Annotated in this window: 9 protein-coding genes and 1 pseudogene; 2 read left to right on the top strand and 8 right to left on the bottom strand. The window is 58.1% G+C overall.

Annotation, left to right across the window (positions count from 1 at the left end; genetic code table 11):
- From K408_RS43110 to K408_RS0114650, 4 genes are all read right to left on the bottom strand, one after another.
- Positions 1-192 (bottom strand): hypothetical protein (locus K408_RS43110; protein ID WP_028145895.1); only part of this gene is annotated, 192 nt, incomplete at its 3' end.
- On the bottom strand, positions 189-1100 hold the full coding sequence (locus K408_RS0114660) for a plasmid partitioning protein RepB C-terminal domain-containing protein (RefSeq protein ID WP_245265897.1): 912 nt from the start codon (positions 1098-1100) through the stop codon (positions 189-191). The genes K408_RS0114660 and K408_RS43110, both read right to left, overlap by 4 nt.
- Positions 1097-1981 (bottom strand): plasmid partitioning protein RepB C-terminal domain-containing protein, encoded by an 885-nt coding sequence (locus tag K408_RS0114655; protein WP_024338922.1) that lies wholly within the window; start codon positions 1979-1981, stop codon positions 1097-1099. The genes K408_RS0114660 and K408_RS0114655 overlap by 4 nt, the downstream gene beginning before the upstream one ends.
- Positions 1978-3543 (bottom strand): recombinase family protein, encoded by a 1566-nt coding sequence (locus K408_RS0114650; protein ID WP_029674030.1) that lies wholly within the window; start codon positions 3541-3543, stop codon positions 1978-1980. Before K408_RS0114650 ends, K408_RS0114655 begins: the two co-directional genes overlap by 4 nt.
- An 80-nt stretch (positions 3544-3623) precedes the next feature.
- Here K408_RS0114650 and K408_RS0114645 point away from each other — a divergent pair, with 80 nt between their 5' ends.
- Positions 3624-4004, top strand: coding sequence for a hypothetical protein (locus tag K408_RS0114645; protein WP_024338924.1), 381 nt, complete (start codon positions 3624-3626; stop codon positions 4002-4004).
- 520 nt (positions 4005-4524) lie between these two features.
- Here the strand turns inward: K408_RS0114645 and K408_RS42730 are convergent.
- A pseudogene (locus K408_RS42730) lies at positions 4525-4850 on the bottom strand (zincin-like metallopeptidase domain-containing protein); the annotation flags it as partial.
- A 409-nt stretch (positions 4851-5259) separates the two neighbouring features.
- On the opposite strand from K408_RS42730, the gene K408_RS38065 reads away from it, so the two are divergent.
- Positions 5260-7284 (top strand): GmrSD restriction endonuclease domain-containing protein, encoded by a 2025-nt coding sequence (locus K408_RS38065; protein WP_024338926.1) that lies wholly within the window; start codon positions 5260-5262, stop codon positions 7282-7284.
- Positions 7285-7734: 450 nt separating this feature from the next.
- Here K408_RS38065 and K408_RS42075 read toward each other — a convergent pair whose 3' ends face one another.
- Genes K408_RS42075 through K408_RS0114615 form a run of 3 tightly spaced genes read right to left on the bottom strand, consistent with a single transcriptional unit; the run spans position 7735 to position 16500 of the window.
- Positions 7735-9222, bottom strand: coding sequence for a hypothetical protein (locus K408_RS42075; protein ID WP_035728908.1), 1488 nt, complete (start codon positions 9220-9222; stop codon positions 7735-7737).
- Between the two features lies 1 nt (position 9223).
- Positions 9224-13252: an Eco57I restriction-modification methylase domain-containing protein gene (locus tag K408_RS38060; protein ID WP_080654866.1), complete on the bottom strand. Its 4029-nt coding sequence runs from the start codon at positions 13250-13252 to the stop codon at positions 9224-9226.
- A complete protein-coding gene (locus K408_RS0114615) occupies positions 13249-16500 on the bottom strand; it encodes a helicase-related protein (protein WP_024338929.1) in 3252 nt (1083 codons plus the stop codon). Before K408_RS0114615 ends, K408_RS38060 begins: the two co-directional genes overlap by 4 nt.
- Positions 16501-16588 lie beyond the last annotated feature (88 nt).

Here is a 16588-nt window from a genome sequence, read left to right as displayed (position 1 = left end):
CAAAATCCCGATGATTTGTTCTTCGGTGAACCGGCTCTTCTTCATCGTCCATCCCCCAATCCGGGTTATGGACTCTACCCATTTTTGGAGGAAATACCGGGGCTCAGACCAGTCCGAACGTGCGCTATCGTCACATCCCAAGTCCCCCTCCCAGGCAAGCGCCATTTGTTGAAGCAAGCCGGGCGCGATCACCGTGCCGTGGATTCCGGGACCGGATGGTCGAGAGATGTCACAGAAACGATTGCCTTGAACTCTTCAAGGATCTCAGGGTGGTTCTGATCGAGATAGCGCTCCACTTTGCGGTTGGAGATGAGCTTCGATATGTAGCCTGACGCGATCACCAGATGAAGGACATCCTCGCCGTAGGAGGCTTCGACGGCCTTGAAGTCCTGCTGAAGGGTGCTCATTTCGCGTTCCATGCGCGCCAGTTGCTCGGGCGTCATACCATCGATGCGCTTCGCCCTTTCGGGCTTCGCCAGATCGGCCTGTTTCGTTGCCGCGAGAAGCGCCCGCGCATAACCGACCGTGAAATTAGAGGCCGACAGCATCAATTCCGCGACCTCGATCTGGCGCATCAGACCCATCTTGCGCATCACATCAAACGTCACCGTGCTGACCATTTTATCCTTCAGCATCTCGATGACTTCCGGACTGATGCCGTCCAGCATGGCCCGACGCCGCTTGATGTGACCGATATTGACGTCCAGTGCTTTCGCCAGCTTCTCTTCCGAAACTCCCCTGGCAAGGGCTCGCACGATCATGAAGTATTCCTGGATCGTGGCGAGGTGATTGATACGCTTGTTATAGGTGAAGGTCTCGTCGTCATGCGCCAGAATGCAGCGGGCGCTCGTTTCGCCACGATCCATGAGAGCCGCGCGGCGCCAGTGGCCGTCGAGGAGTAGATACTTCCCGTTTTCGTCGGGGTGCCTCGACAACACGAGCGGCTCGATCAATCCGATTTCGGCAATCGACTGGGCCACGCGCTTGTATCTGACAAGCCTTTTTGCCTCGTCGGAGATTTGCTTGAGCGGCAAGATCGACTCTAACGGGAGCACGATTATGTTTTGCTCAAACGCTATGCGGACGTCGGCCATGCTCATAACTGTCCTCCTGCACCTTGAAGCCGCTCGGCGATGGGGCGGGGCAGCGTGTGCAACTCCTCCCCCTGCAACAGCTTGACGAACGGCGCCTCCCCCATCAGCATTCGCAGAGCGTTGACCGCAAAGAGCAACCGGCTCTGCGCGAGGCCAGCCTTCTTCACGAGTAGCTTCTGCCGATCCGCCTCCTTCTTGTAGGCGCGCACAAGGGCGCCGGCGGTTACGCGCTTTGCCTGTTGCCGCGGCCCGGTTGGGCTCTTTGCCTTGCCGAGCAAGTTGCGCTGTTCAATGATTTTGCGGATTGCGAGGACCTGGTTGCCGGGAATCGCATTGGCTTCGTAGGCTTCGGCAAGTGCCTTTTGGACGTCGCCGTCCTTGGCCTTTGCGATCTCCATGGCAATGCTATGGGGAATGAGCCCCCGATCTACTGCGGCCAATAGACGTTGCTCACCATTCTCCAGGAGGGCGCAGATTGCGTAGACATACTCGGTGCTGAAGTCGATCTTGGCCGCAATCTGCCCAATCGAATAACCGCGCTTCTTGAGATTACCGATCTCGGAGACCAGTTCAAGAGGAGAATGGTGGCGCCGCGCGAGGTTTTCGACGAGGCTCATCACGAAGCAATCCTCTTCGGATGCTTCGATGACAATTGCGGGTATTTCCGTTTGACCCAGCGCTATGAAGGCTTCCAGCCGCCCCTGACCGCAGACGAGGTCAAATCCGTGACCATTGCGGCGGCTAACCGTGATTGGCTTCTTGAGGCCAAGATGGGCGATGCTCGTTACGAGCTCGCCGAAGATCCGCTTGTTGCGCGATCGAGGATTGAGGACCCTGATGTCCGTTACAGGAATTTTGATGATTTCCGGAGCCGTTTCGTCGCTCATGCGGCAACTCCCAGTTCGATGCGCGCGCTAAGTCCAAAGAGCGCGTCGAGATCGTCGAAGCGATAGGCGTCCAGATAGATACCGTTCTCTTCCGCGAGCCTGAGCCGGTCGGCCGACATGTCGATGCTGGGCAGGAGGTAATAGTCGAGTATCTCTTTGTTCTCTCCGTCCATGCGGATCGCGATCGTGATGTCCGGCCGCAAGCCGGTATCAAGCCTTAGCTTCCAGCGTAGGACCCCCCCCGGAGTGTGCATACAGCGGGCAATCACGATCGATGCCGTAAATTCACCGTTGATCGTCAAGATGTCCGTCAAGTCGTCGAACTCGACGGTCCCGCCGGCGTCGCATATTCCCGCCATCGCCTTCTCAAGCACATGCGGAAACATGGTCCGAAGGGCGCGGTTGGTCTCAATATACTGGTAGTCGCGTCCTGGATCGTATCCGACGAGCTGATAGGCCCGGATAAGGCTGCCGAAACGCGTTCGGTAGACCGAACTTGAGGGCATCTCATCCATCTCGTCGATAACCAGTCCGGAAAGATGCCCTTTCTGCTTGAGAAGGGTTGTGAGTCGCTCCAGCATTTCTTCGTCCGTTAGCCGCTTGCTGCGCTCCTCGATGATACGCCTCGCGGCAAGAAAGAAGTCGCTGTCGACCACTGCATCAAACACGTGATCGGCGCGTACCCACATATCCGGCGGATTGATTACACGCGCCTGCTTCAGCTTGAAAGAAACGCGGTTATAGACGTTGTTGCCCACATATTTTTCGTTGGTGAGGATCTGGTGGATTGTCCCGCGGGTCCAAGGCCGACCAAACTCGTTCGGAATGCCTTCGAGATTGAGCATGGCGGCAATCTCGGCCTCGGATTTGAGCTGGAGGACGAAGCATCTGTAGATGCGCCGCACCAGCTCGATTTCCTGCGGCGGTCCTGGCTTCAGGATGACCCGGTCAGTTTGTAGGCTCTTGTATTCGCCGCGGCCAAGATCGGCTTTCGGCGTCCGGTGTTCGTCGATCAATTGCCGCCTGAGACCATATCCGGGAGTACCACCCTGCCGAAACCCAAGACCGATCAGTCGGCACTGCCCCGCGAAGACCTTGGCCGAGAGTTCCCGGCTGTATTCGCCGGCCATCGCCCGTTTCATGCTCTTGATTATCGTAGAGGACAAGCTGCCGTCGTTTTCGAACTGCTCGGCGCAATACTGTACCCGGATGCCCGCTTCCTTGCAGGTGTATTCGTAGTAGGCGCTCTCGTCGGCATCGGGGAAGCGGCCCCAGCGGCTCACGTCGTAGACCAGCACGACGCTGAAGTCGGTACGGCGGCTTCTGACATCTTCGATCAGTTGCTTGAGGGCATCCCGTCCTTCGATCCGGAGGCCGCTGCGGCCTTCGTCGGCATAGGTGCGAACGATCGTGAGGCCGTGTCGGGCGGCGTAGGCTGCGATCGCATCCTTCTGGTTCTCCGTCGAATACTTCTGATGGTCCGTGGACATGCGCACATATTGCGCAGCCCGTGCCGGCCCTCTGGTTGCCTCCTCGGCGTTTGCTTGTTTGGGACGTCGCACGGACAGCTACTCGGTCATCGATCAACCTGAATTCGGGTCGAGGCTCGCGGATAGCTCAGCGTACCCAAAGGAGAGCCGGAATGTCGCTTCCGAAAAAGGACCGAAAGATTCAGTCCGTTTCAGGAAACTCTCCTCCCAACGGGCCAACAGACCTCGGAAGCGCGGAGTTTGCACGAGAGATTGCAGACGCCCTTCACAAAGAGTTTGGCGACACCCACGCCGCGGTTAAGACAGTCGTTGCGCTGACCAAGGCCAACGAACGCGCGGTGAAGAACTGGTTCTCAGCCAAGAATGGGCCAACGGGTCGACACCTGGTTGATCTCGTACGCACGTCGGACGAAGTCCTCGAAGCGGTATTGCGCATGTCGGGCAGGAACGACTTGATTTTGGCGAAGAAGCTTGGCGATTCCAAACAGACGCTGATCAAGATGCTCAGCCTTATCGGTGAACTCCAGAGCTAGTTCGATCAAGTCGCACGTCTCTGCCTCTCGGGAAAGCGATACTGCCCACGGATTACGCGATACTAGGCAACATTCCCAAACAGACTGATTTCGAGAGCTGGCGAGCCGTTAGCTTGCCTCCGTTTCTTCAGGAAGGATCTATAAGCAGCATCACGCGCATCGCCAATTTCGTCCGCTTGGCCGTCATGAGTGGACGAGCCGTCTTCCTCGCCTTCGTTGGCGGCTTGATGATCGGCTTCGAAGTCTGGCTGTTCCTGCCGTCCGGCAGTTCGTGGTTTCTGGATGTGATTGCAGCTTATTTCGGCTGGAAGGGCCTTGAGGTCATTGGCATCGGACTTGAACCCTTTGCCCGCAAGCCCGATCTCCGACAGATTACAGGCCCGGCACGAAACCTCCCGAGCCCTATGGAGGCCGCGGCATGCAAGCCCGTGAGCAGGGGCGGTCCACCCGCTACGCCCGTTGATAGGCCCGCTCTATAGCGGATAGTGCTTGGTATCGGGCCAGCCGAAGCCGCCGCGGCTTAGGCAGCGGCGGAATTTTTTGCCTGGAATGCATGCAGGAAGTTCGTCGCGCGCTGCGCGTGCGAGGAAGCACTAAAGATGGCGTGTTTGTCGTTCTTCAATACCTTGATCCATGAGGCGATATAGGAGGCGTGATCCTCCCTCACCTCCCGGCGTCGGGCCGAGATCTGCGGACAGGAAGGCCGCGCCACGCTGCGACCAACTCTTCCATGGCATAGCCTTCATCGCCAAAGCGCTTGCGGCCGAACTCGCGGTTGAGGCGGCTTTCGTGGCGCGTCCAGTGCGTAGTTTCAAGGGCAAGCGTCGCGTAGTAGCTAATCGCTTCCTGAAAGAAATCGATGCAAGCCATATGGCTGTTGTCCGCCGAGAGCACATAACAGGTCGGCTGCCGCATCGAGAATTCTGAAGATCATAGGGCCGCATGGCGCGAAGGAGAGTCTCAATCTCATTCCAGGCTTGCTCATCGGCATTCTCATGCGTGATGTTAACGTCTGCTTTTGCAGACTCTGCCGGTGTGAGTTCTTCTAGGCTCTCGGTTTGGGTAGCGGCCGGAACGCAGTGGAGGAGTGCCTTCACTTGATCCCTTAGCCGACGAGGGTGCGACCTAGCCGAAAGGGGGATGCGTTTGCGCGTTTAATGTCGTGGAAGGCAATCGCGGAGTGGTTGTAAGACGCGATGCTGCGTTGTAGCCTGTCGCCGACTTTGAAAACCTAGTCGAATTTTCAAGTGATCCGATGAAGACGCCAAAGCATTCCCTGCGGAAAATCGTTAGCTATCTTAACAATCCCGACGAGGATGGAGGCTTTTGGCTTCCGAATATCCAACGACCGTTCGTGTGGAACGAAGAGCAGACCTGTCGTCTCTTCGATTCCATTCTGCGCGAATATCCTATCAGCACCCTGCTGGTCTGGAAAACGCGCAGCAACATCCGCTGTCGCAGATTCATCGATAACTTTTGGCCGGAGCAGAGAAATCATCTCGCGGATTTCTACGTTCCGCAGAACGACAGGAAGAAGTGTCTGGTCCTCGATGGCCAGCAGCGGCTTCAAAGCCTCTTTATTGGCCTGAAGGGCAGCTATGAAGGCCGCGAACTCTTCCTCAATATCCTGAGCGGCGAGGTTGGCGCCCCCGACGATATTAAATACAAGTTTGCTTTCCTGAAGCCAGCCGAAGCCAACTTCCCCTGGATCAAGTTCAAGGATCTCGTCTTCGGCGACGCGAACTCCTTTACGGCGACCCAGGTGATTGTGAACCTGGCGGATCGCGAGCTGACCGAAGACGAGAAGGTGAAGATCGGAAGACACATCGCCATCATCTTCAAAGCATTCCACAGCGACGACGGCATTAGCTACCAGGAGCTCGACAGCACGGAAAACCCTCAGCTCTATACTGAAGACGATGTTGTCGAGGTTTTCATTCGTGCCAATTCGGGTGGTACGCGGCTTGGCAAGTCTGATCTGTTGTTTGCACTACTCACCTCTACCTGGGACGACGCGAATGACCAGATGGAGGACCTCCTCGACAGGCTCAACCGGCACGGATTTGCGTTTACGCGCGATTTCGTCCTCAAGACCTGCCTCACACTGCTGGGACACGGGGCGCGCTATGAGGTCGAGAAATTCCGTAAGCCGGGCGTCAGGGAAGAGATCGAGCAGAAATGGGACGAGATCGCGAACGCGATTAGCGACGTGCTCGATTTCGTTCGCGGCAAGACATTCATACGCTGCGATAAGGCCCTGCCCACCTATCTCGTGCTTATTCCGCTGATCCATCTGCGCTACAAGTTTCGCAATGCGTGGCAGCGCGCGCGGGATATGGATCAATATCTACTACGATCGTCCCTTGCTGGAGCATTCGGCGGTACGCCCGACCAACTCATCGACGATCTCGTAAGGGAGATTAATCAAGCGCAGGATTTCGACCTCAAGGAAGCTTTCGGCATCATTCGCTCGCAAAATCGCAGTCTGGAGCTTACTGAAGATCGGTTGTGGACGACGGGCTACGGTTCCGAGGCTGTCCACCTTCTGTTCAATCTTTGGTACCGGGACTTCAATTACACACCCGCCTACTCAAATAATCTCCCGCAGGTTGACCACATTTTTCCGCAGAGCCTCCTTCGGCAGGTCAAGACCCGCAATCCCGCGACCGGCCGCATGAACATGATGAAGTACCGCGAGGCCGAACGAAACCAGCTCGCGAACTGCATGCTTCTGACGATGCAGGAGAACGGTGCAGGTGGGAAGTCCGACCTGCCGCCGGAAGAGTGGTTCGTCGGAGAACGGGCGGAAGCGGATTATCTTCAGATGCACCTGATCCCCTCGGACAAGTCTCTCTGGAAACTTGAACGGTTTGAGGATTTTATTGCTGAGCGAAAGAAACTGATCGCCGAGAAATTCAATTGGCTTCTTGTTGGCGAAGCGGCCGAGCGCAGACCGGCGGTCGATAGCAGCAGGATACAGAAGGCGCTCGCGTATCTGATCGATTCAGGGATTCTTTTGGACGAGGCGCCGCTCTATCTGACTTACAAGGGGAAGACATTCACTGGGAAGGCCAAACGGTCGGGCATCGAATTGCCCGACGGCTTTGTTGCCGCTCCTAGCGCGGCGGCCGTCCGCTGCTATGAGCAGGCTGGCACGGTGCGGCCTTCCGAAAACGGCTGGCAGGTTTGGAAGTCCGCAGATGGTCGGACCTTGAATGCCCTCTTTGCCGATGCAGCCGATACGGTTGAAGATGTTCCCTCGGGTCAGGACCACACCTGAGCCTCCTGTACGCGGCGTCTTTCGAAGAATCTGCGGCGGGGGTCCACCTCTGTACCAGTGGGAGCTATCCCATGCCCAAACGGAAGCAGCCCGTGAGACCGGAGGACCTGAGCTGCACTTATATCGTCCGGATCGAGGATTGGAATTGGAGCTACAGCTTCGGCGTGACAACGATCCCCGTTACGACGATCGCCTCTACAGCGACTTTCGCCATATGCAGGTTCGGGCGCAGGTACTGCTCCCAGGAAGCTCAAAGGCAGGGCGGAAATTGCCGAGCTGACCTTTACGCCGGAGTGCCGCCATCCCGGATCGAGGTGAAGGTTGAGAAGCATCCGCTCGGCGTCGAGGGTTGGGTCGCAAGCTTGAGCCTAGCTGATCTCCATCGCCAATACACTCGAATGGCTCAAAACCGGCGAGCCACGTTCCAACTAAAAACAATTTCTTCGAACCTTATTTTTTGCATACGCTCACAAGTGCCTTTACAGCCGCAAGCGCAGCAGCGACGTCGGCCTTGACGATGGGTTGAGTGGGATTGTGCGAAAGCGGATTGAGAATCAGCCTTTTATATTTTCTAAGTTCCTTGAAAGCAGCCTCACGATCCACATTTCCGTTTGCGTGCGTCTCACTTTTTTTCAGTAGATCCTCGATCTTGATCTTCTGCGGATCATCCGTGTATCCGAACTGGATGTTATGCTTGCGACAGTAGCGGCGCAGAGTCAGCTCACATGCTGTGCGCGCATAATTTGCTGCCGCGGCGGGATGATTGCTATCCAGGAAACGGGTTGCCTGTTTCAGCGTCTCGGCAACCAGATCCTCCTGGGTCTCCCAGATAACTGGGCGCAGCATGCCATCCTCGTCGACCTTTTCGTAGATCTCGATAGCCTTCCAGGGCTCGCCCAAAAGTTGTTCCCGCGCCAGCTCGAACCAAAAGCGGTCGTGGGTAAGCAGGATGATCTGCCAGCCCTTGAACATATCCCCGATTACGTCCAGCACCGGCCGGCGGTGCGAATAGTCGAGGCTGATCAGCAGGTCGTCCAACACAAGCAGCTTCAGCGCCTTGTCGTCTTTCGGAACGCAGACGAGACGACCAGCAAGATAAATCGCGATCGACAGCGCTGAGAGGCGAGCTTCATTCAGGAAGTTGGGGGGCGCTGGCAGCGCATGGTCCCGGAACTTTACGCTAGCAGCCAACGTTTGATTGCGAACTTCGCGTGCCTCCTCGTCATAGATCAAGCCGAAAAACGTGAAGCCTACCAGTTCAAGCGCATCCGTTTGAAAAACGTCGAGCAGCTTCCGAAGGAGCAATTTGGCATGAGCCTCCAACGCTTCAAGTGCTTGCTTCATGCCTTCGTTGAATTGCTCGCAGGCTCCTATAACCCTATGTGCGAAGTCCGGCGGGCGGCGTGTTCCCTTGCTATAAGACACGCGACGCTCAAGAGCAGTTTTCAATTCCGCCCAAAGTTCGCCGATGGTGCGCTTAAGCCCACCAGCTACGGTGGCCTCGTAATCCGCGAGTAGCTTTTCCACCGCTACAGGAAACAGATTTGGGGCGTCGTTCGCCGTATGCCCGGTGTTCATTTCGACTAGCCTAGTATGGCTCAGAAATGCCGATTTACGTGCCGTATCTAGCACCGTTACAGTCGGGTGCCCTGCCGACGACCAGTGCAGCTCAGTCTTGTCGGTCAGAGTGGCCTTGACGCTCGGTACGGCCGGATTGCTGAAGACATTTCCCATCGGCGAGATGTCCTGCGCTTCCACTGAGAACAGGCCGCGAAGCGCACGGTAAATGGAGGACTTACCCGATCCATTCTCGCCCCAGGCCAATAAGTTCTTGCCATCAAGCATGACCGAGGCCGGTGCCAGGGCGGGGAAGGCTCGGAAATCCGAAATATAGATGGACGCAATCTTTGCTGCAGTTTCTCCTCCCGATGCCGCCATGTCACGTCCGCCCCTCGATGATCCGCACGGCGTCGATCGATTGGAGGTCGAAGAGGGTAGCGTACAGAGGATGGGCAGGATCAGCGAGGCAGCGGGACCAATCGTCAGCTGCTCGGGCGAGGGCCGGCCCTTTCAGGTCGGCCACGGCCATTAGGCCCGCCTTGCGCGCAGCGGCGAAGGGACGAAGGTTGCGGTCGTGTAGCTCGTCCGCGAAGAATAACTCATAGACGAAGGCATTGATCAGTGCTTCGAGACGGGGGCGGTCGGCACCGGCGATCAAACTGCTCACTACGGCCACCAAAAGTCCCTTGTCTTCCTCGCTGCAACGGGGGATCGGGAGCTTGAGGAGCGCCGTGGGCTGGACCTCATAAAATCCTCCCTCTTTATCAGCGAAGACCCGTTTCGCCACGTAATGGAGAGTGCTCGAATTCAAGACTCCCGTGATGAATTCGGCTTCTCTCGTTTCGAAACAATAGGCCGTGTTGGCAAGATAAGACTTTTTGGTATCAATCGAGAAATTTGGCCTGTCCGTAACTTTGTTGGAAACGATCTTCTTTTTCTCAAAGACTGGCCAATATGCGACGTTGTCCTGAATTTCAAACCACTTATAGCTTCCCGGTTTGCGTCCTGACCAAGTCCCGCTCCAACCTCTCGGCTTCGGCTCCAATCGGTCCCGGAAATGAGAGAGATGTCGCTTGATCGCTGGGTAGTCCGCAAGTCTAGTACCCCTTCGAACAAATATTATCCACCTGGCAGCCGTCGGGGTCGTCCAACGGGATAGATCCTTGCCCTTCAATAAAGGCTTAATGAGCTCGCTTGACGAACTATCTTCGCCAATCAAGGCCAGTCGCTCCGACTCATCGATTTCAAAGGCTTCGTTGTAGCCGGTCGTAATACCGCGATGCACGGTGCCAACTGTGAAGTCCTGGACCGTCAATGCGCTCGATCGAAGGCGGGCTAGAACTTCTCCGAATGAGCGCGGTATAAATTGCCAGTCGGTTGCGTCAGCCAACTTTGCCTGAGGCATGTCGAAGGCCTCAGCAGCGAACCGTTCGGGGAAAAGCTTGACCGATTCTTTCGGGTCCTCGCCCTCCATAGGGATCCAATTGAGCGCCTGGACCGTTTCGCTCTGTCCGGGCTTGCCTGGTGTGACTTTGCGTGTACCGATTAAGATGGTGGGATAGGCAATCGCCTCAAACACAGGCGCATCACCAAAATCAACAATCCTTAGGATGCGGGCGTGGGTGCTCAGCCAATCGCGCAGGCGCTTCCCATAGTTAATCCGATACCATTTATTCGAAGTAATGAACGCGAGCGCTCCCTGGGGCTTGAGAAGCTTTAACGCGCGCTCGTAGAAATACACATAGATATCGGCAGTGCCGGCGAAGGTCTTGTAGTCCGCCTTGAGCTGGACCTTGGCAACGACGGGCTTATCGTTGACCCGGAAACTCTCGATTTTTTCCTGGCGGATATAAGGTGGATTGGCGAAGGCGATGTCGAACCAGCCTTCATCGGCCGAGGCGTCGAGGCCGAACATCCATTCGCCGTCGAAGAAGGGGGCGAAAGCGTTGGGATCGAACGGGTCCCAGGCCGCAAGCTTCTTGGCATCCTCGCTGGCGAAGGTGTGCTCGCGACTCACCTCCTCGGCGATCTCCTCGCGCAGCACTTTGATCTTCCTCTGAGCCAGCCGCTTAGCGCGGCTGTTCGCCGCGGCGAAGAATGCGCGATTGGCTTCGCGCAGCGAACGCTGCTTGGCAGCCAAATCCCGCGTCACCAGCCCCGCCTGTTTTTCACGGTGCAGCGGGGTCAAGGTATTGGCAGCGACGAACTTGGCTTCGAGATTGGGCAGTGGCGTGATGCCACGATTGGGACGGTCCGGATGCTCTTTCTGTTCCACCGCCAGGCTAATAAAGCAGCGCAGCTTAGCGATCTGCACCGCGACGGGCTGAATATCCACGCCATGCAGGCAGCGATCGATTAGGAACAGCTTGCGGGTGTAGTCGGGATAATGACCGCTTTCGAACTTGGCGTCGAAGTCGGCGAGCGCATCCTCGGCCTTCTCGATCTCGGCCGCGCGCTCATTGGCGGCCGGAATGGCCTCGGCCTCCACGAGGCGGCGCTCGTAATACAGGCGGTTGCGCACTCTCCATTTTTCACCGCCGGGATCCAGGACGTCGAGCATGTGGACCAACTTCTGCAGCAGACCGAGGGGAAAGGCGCCCGAGCCAACAGCCGGATCGATCGACTTGCAGCTTTCGATCGCTGCGATCAGCGCGTCCACTTGGGCGGGACTGAATTCGTGCGAGCGGCTGGCGAAGCTGAGCAGGGCGCGAAGGCGGGCTTCGTCTTTGCCGGGCGTCTGAGCAGATGGAGGCCGCTTGGGATTTTCGAGGTCAAGCTCGCCCGGCAAGGGGCCAAAATCGAGTCCCTGTGGCCGCGAGCGCGCGCTGTTCAGATCAAGTTCACCCGGTAGCTTGGGCAGCAGCCAGGCTACCAGCGCCTCGTTCACCATGAAATCGACCACCTCGCGCGGCGTGTAGAAACTGCCCGACTTGTTGCGGGCGGTGGTCTTTGTGTCCTCGTTGTAGGAAGCAAGGAGGTTCTCGAACACCTTGCCAAGCAGCTCAGGGTCGAGCGCGGCCTCCTCCTCCAGAGGCGTGTTTTCCTCCACGGTGAATTTGTAGCGCTCGAAGAGATCGATCAGGCCGGGCACATCGCGCGGCGCCTTGGCCTTCTCGAACCAACCAGAGAGATCGACGCCTTTCGCCCCACCGAAGAACAAAGCGTTCGGCAGGCGCGGTTGCTTGTTGGGTTGGTCGGAAAACCCGTCTATACGTAGAATCAACCGTCCGCGTTCCCGCTCGGCATGGCCGGCGCGCGGATCGTCCGTCGTCACTTCGGTATCGAGGCATTCGAAAAGGCCGCCGTTGAGGAAAGGCACGCTGGCGAAGGCGTCCAGCGCCCTATCCGGCTCGGCGAACAGGGCGGCGTGGCGATAAACGTGATGGCCGAGATAATCCTTCGATTGCCCGCCCTCGTCCTGGCGCCAGCGTCGTTCGGGCATCTCGGTATTCAGGGTGGCGAAAAACAGGTTCTGTAGAACGGCGAGATAATAGTCATGGCCGGCGGGCGTCGTGGCGGGCGGTTCGTTCAGCAGCTTCGCCAGCGGGCCGGCGCCGAACAAGGTTTCCGGCACAAGGCCCTTTTCCTTGATGAACCAGACGAACATCAGCCGAGTGAGCAGACGGATCAGCGCGATTTCCCTCGCGCCATCGCCATTGCCTTGCCCTTTGGGGAAGACTACCGGCGCACTGGTGCTCGCCCAAGCGAACCAGTTGGCCAGTTCCTCATAGAAACGCTTGTTGAGTTCGGTTGCCGACAGCGTCTCCAACCACAGGTCGTAGAGCTCTCGGAAATCCGATGGAGCCTGGCGCCGCGCGAGCGCGGCGAGTGACAGGTCGGCGAGAATTTCGATATGCGCGCGGTGGGGACTAGCGAGGTCTATATCCTTGATCAGGCTGATCCGCCCGCCGACCACATCGCGCGAAGCGTCGCGGCGATGGGCCCGGCGGTCGATCACCGTCAGGGTCGCGTGTCCGCCATGACGGAACAGCACGATTGCGGGCATCGCGAACCCGCGATTAAGGGCGCGCACGACAGCTACCAGCTGGCGGCGCGACCAGACGCCATCATCAAGATCAATTGCGAGGAAGACGAAGGAATCGATTGCGCCACGCTGGTAGGTTTCACCGGTCGCCGGCTCGGCGCCGCGAGACAAGGCCGGCAGTTCGTCGCCGGTAAGCTGAAACAGGAAATACACGGCGCGCCAGCGGTCGAGCGTCTCGAAGGGCGCCGGGTCCATGCCCAGTGCCGCTAGGAATTGGGTCGGTGCCGTGGGAGCATCTAGCGCCTTCGGGCTACGATAGCCCAGTGTGCCAAACAGCGCACGTCCAGTGCTGGCAAGGTCGGCGCCGCCGAGTCTGGAGACCGCATCGCGAACCACGGTGAGACGTTCGGGCGTATGACTCATGCCGCGCCGTTCCCGGGCCGAACAATGAGCCACGTGATCAGATCATAATCCAGATTGGCTCGTGCCTGCGCGCCTACGTCGGGCACGCGCGCGCCGCGCGAACCCGCTAGCGCGGATAGCGTGCGCGTCGCCGATGTTTGGCCGATCGAGGCAACAGCAGTGCGGATCAGCGCTTCGTAGTGTTCCATCTTATGACCGTGGCCAGTCTCATCGTCGAAGACATCGCACAAGGCCTCGAATGGCTCGCCGTGCCCGAGGCAAAGTGCGCGATATGCCTCCAAGATTGGCTTGGGCTGGCCAAAGCCAAAACGCACCGCACCGTCATCTCTCACGTGGACGAGATAGTGTGGATCGAGCGGGTTGATCTTCGCCTGCTCCGGATTCGGATCAGGCGGACGGCGGCGGAGGCAGAAGATTACGCCGGGATCGATGGCGCCGCCTTCGATTTCGTTGGGTACGATTGCGTGTAGGCCGAGCGGCGCGTCGCACAACGCCTGCTCGTTGGCGCGCGCAAAGCCGAGCAGGTCAGCGCGGAAGTCGTCTAGCGCGAAATCGGCTAGCGTCACGCCTCCGCCCGTTTCCTCCAGGTCGAACACTTCATCCCTTAGGCGGAGCAGTTGCTCATCGCGCCATCGCGCGTCACCGTCGGCCTCGGCGCGCGCGTTGAGCAGGTCGTCGTCGCCTGTCGCCGAGAGATCTACCAACGCCATGCGCGCCTCCACACGATCCTTGAGGCGTAGATATTTGTTGAGGTCCTCAGTCGGCCAGAAATTAATCATGCGGATCGTGACGTTGCGACTACCGATTCGGTCGATCCGTCCGAAGCGCTGGATGAGGCGCACGGGGTTCCAGTGAATATCCACGTTCACCAGCAGGTCGGCGTCCTGGAGATTCTGTCCCTCGGAAATGCAATCGGTCGCGATCAGCAGATCAATCTCGCCGCGGGTCTGCGCGCCGCGCATCGCTGCGCGGCGCTTGGCGCGCGGCGCGAAGTTGACCAGCACGTCCTGAAAGCGCCCCTTGCCGAAGGTCGCTTTGCAGCCGTCGCCCGTCACAAGCGCCGCTTCCAACCCACACTCGCGTGCGAGCGGGAGCAACTCTTCGTAAAGATAGCGCGCGGTATCGGTGAAGGCAGTGAACAGGATGATCTTGCGATTGGCCTCGCCGTCGCGATTGATGGGAGGCTCGGCGGCCTTGGCTTGGATGATGTCCTTGAGTCGGCCCAGCTTGGCGTCGCGGCCGGGTGTAACCTTGCGAGCCTCGTCGGCTAGCGCTGCAATCCGCTTGCGATCGCGGTTCAGCGCCGCCTTCCATGCCGCCCGGTCAATATGGGCGAGATTATACTTGAGCGCGCCGCCGACCTCAAAGGCTTCTTCCAGTTCCTCGTCCAGCTCGATCTCGTCAGGTACGGGCGCGTCGATGGCTGCTGTCGCATCGAAACTATCGAGATCATCAAGCCGCTGGTCGATGCGGGCGATCATGCGATCCATCGTCTGGCGGAACGAGCTCACGGAACTTTCCAGTCGTTTCAGAAAGCCGACCTTCATCATCGCGATGAGATATTTCTCGCGATTTGCCTGATCGAAATTGCCGCCCTTGTCATAGAGCGCGCGATACTCGGCAAGAACGAAAGTTAGTGGACCGTATAGCGCCAGTTCTAGTTTGCCGATTGCTGCATCCACGTCCTCGAACGCTGGAAAACCGCCTTGGGTGTCGATACTTGCGAAAACGGATTCGGGCGCCGCACGCTTCGGAAAACCGCCAATCTGCTCCATCGAAGCAGCGTAGTGGCGTTCGACCAGCTTGCGCGAGCGTGCAATCGTCACGCCGTCGAGCAGGCCAAATAGCGCGGGCGGCAGCTTGTTGAGGAGCTCGCCAGCGTCGCGGCTGCCGCTCTTTGCCCAATCGGTAAAGCATCGACGCGAGCTGCCGATCAGCGCGCCAAGGTTGGGCACGCCCAATTCCGCGAAACCATCAACTCTGTCCGCAGAGATCAGATCGAGCTGGGCCTTGAGGTCGCTTAGGTCGTTGTTCACCGGCGTGGCTGAGAGCAGCAGAACCTTGGTCGAGAGGCCGGCCTTGATGACATCGTCCATTAGTCGTTCGTAACGACTGCGGCGTCCACCTGCGCTCTTGTTCCGGGATGCACTTCGGAAATTATGGGATTCGTCGATGACGACAAGATCGTAATTGCCCCATTCGATCCTCCCGAGATCGACGTCGCCAACCCTGCCTCTTTCGCGCGAAAGATCAGTATGGGACAGAACAGTGTAGCCAAACCTGTCCTCTCGTAGCGGGTTCATCTCGCTGTTGTTGGCAGCGAGATGGTCGGTCCAGTTCTCGCGCAGCTTCTTCGGACACAGCACGAGCACGTTCTTGTTGCGCTTCTCAAACCACTTGATGACCGCAAGGGCGGTAAAGGTTTTGCCCAACCCGACACTATCGGCCAGGATGCAACCACCATGCTTTTCGATCTTGGCAAGCACAGCACGCAAACCATCGCGCTGGAAATCGAACAGAGCACGCCAGATCGCAGTCCGCTCGAACGCCGTTTGCTGGATCAGCGCCTCTTCGGTCGCTTGGGCAGTCAGGAAATCACCGAACAGGTGAAGCAGCGTCTTGAAATAGATGAATTCGGGAGATGCATGGGCGTAGCTAGCCTCAAGCGCGCGCAGCACTTCTTCGCGCACGTCCTCAGTAAGATTCGTATCACTCCATAGCTCGTCGAACCAAGCCAATAGGTCCTCTCGGTCGCGATCACTATCGACGATGAGATTGAGTTCGATGTTCGACGAATCGCCCAATCCAAGCCCGTTTATCGTGAAATTTGAACTGCCAAGCACGGCATGCGGACGTCGGCCGTCGTCGATATGGATTAGCTTTCCGTGCAGCAGGCCAGGACGTTTGACCGACCGTATCTCGACCCGGTCCTTGATCCATCTAGCACATCGCAGCGCTGCAGCCCGCTGCGTGATTTGTTCGGTGAGGCGTAACCCTGACTCACCGAACGAGAAGGCTGGCGGTACGAGGCCCGCATTGTCCGCATCCTTCAAGAATCTAGGCTCGCCGAAGAGGAAACGCATGTGGCCGACGCCGTCCAACGCCGTGCGAAGGCGATCGTAAGCAAAGGTCGTGAAATAAGCCGAGACAACAGAAAGGCGGCTGCCCGGAACCGCGCGCTCGCTGATGAACTCGTGGACCGCGCCCCTGCTCCGGTTATCCCTAATGCCCGATCGTCTCGATTTCACGTGCACCTCATTGTTGCCTGCTGAAGGCAGAGGGCCTCATTTCGAAGATCAAATACGTCCGATCAATCGCCGCTCGGCCCAACAGAGA

This window comes from Bradyrhizobium sp. in8p8, from assembly GCF_000426845.1.
Lineage (GTDB): Bacteria > Pseudomonadota > Alphaproteobacteria > Rhizobiales > Xanthobacteraceae > Bradyrhizobium > Bradyrhizobium japonicum_C.
This window is presented reverse-complemented; position numbering and strand designations above follow the sequence as displayed.

Excerpts from the sequence above, each read along its gene's own strand:
- K408_RS0114655 (WP_024338922.1), bottom strand. The coding sequence starts at position 1,981 with ATGAGCGACGAAACGGCTCCGGAAATCATCAAAATTCCTGTAACGGAC.
- K408_RS0114660 (WP_245265897.1), bottom strand. The coding sequence starts at position 1,100 with ATGAGCATGGCCGACGTCCGCATAGCGTTTGAGCAAAACATAATCGTG.
- K408_RS0114645 (WP_024338924.1), top strand. The coding sequence starts at position 3,624 with ATGTCGCTTCCGAAAAAGGACCGAAAGATTCAGTCCGTTTCAGGAAAC.
- K408_RS38065 (WP_024338926.1), top strand. The coding sequence starts at position 5,260 with ATGAAGACGCCAAAGCATTCCCTGCGGAAAATCGTTAGCTATCTTAAC.
- K408_RS42075 (WP_035728908.1), bottom strand. The coding sequence starts at position 9,222 with ATGGCGGCATCGGGAGGAGAAACTGCAGCAAAGATTGCGTCCATCTAT.
- K408_RS38060 (WP_080654866.1), bottom strand. The coding sequence starts at position 13,252 with ATGAGTCATACGCCCGAACGTCTCACCGTGGTTCGCGATGCGGTCTCC.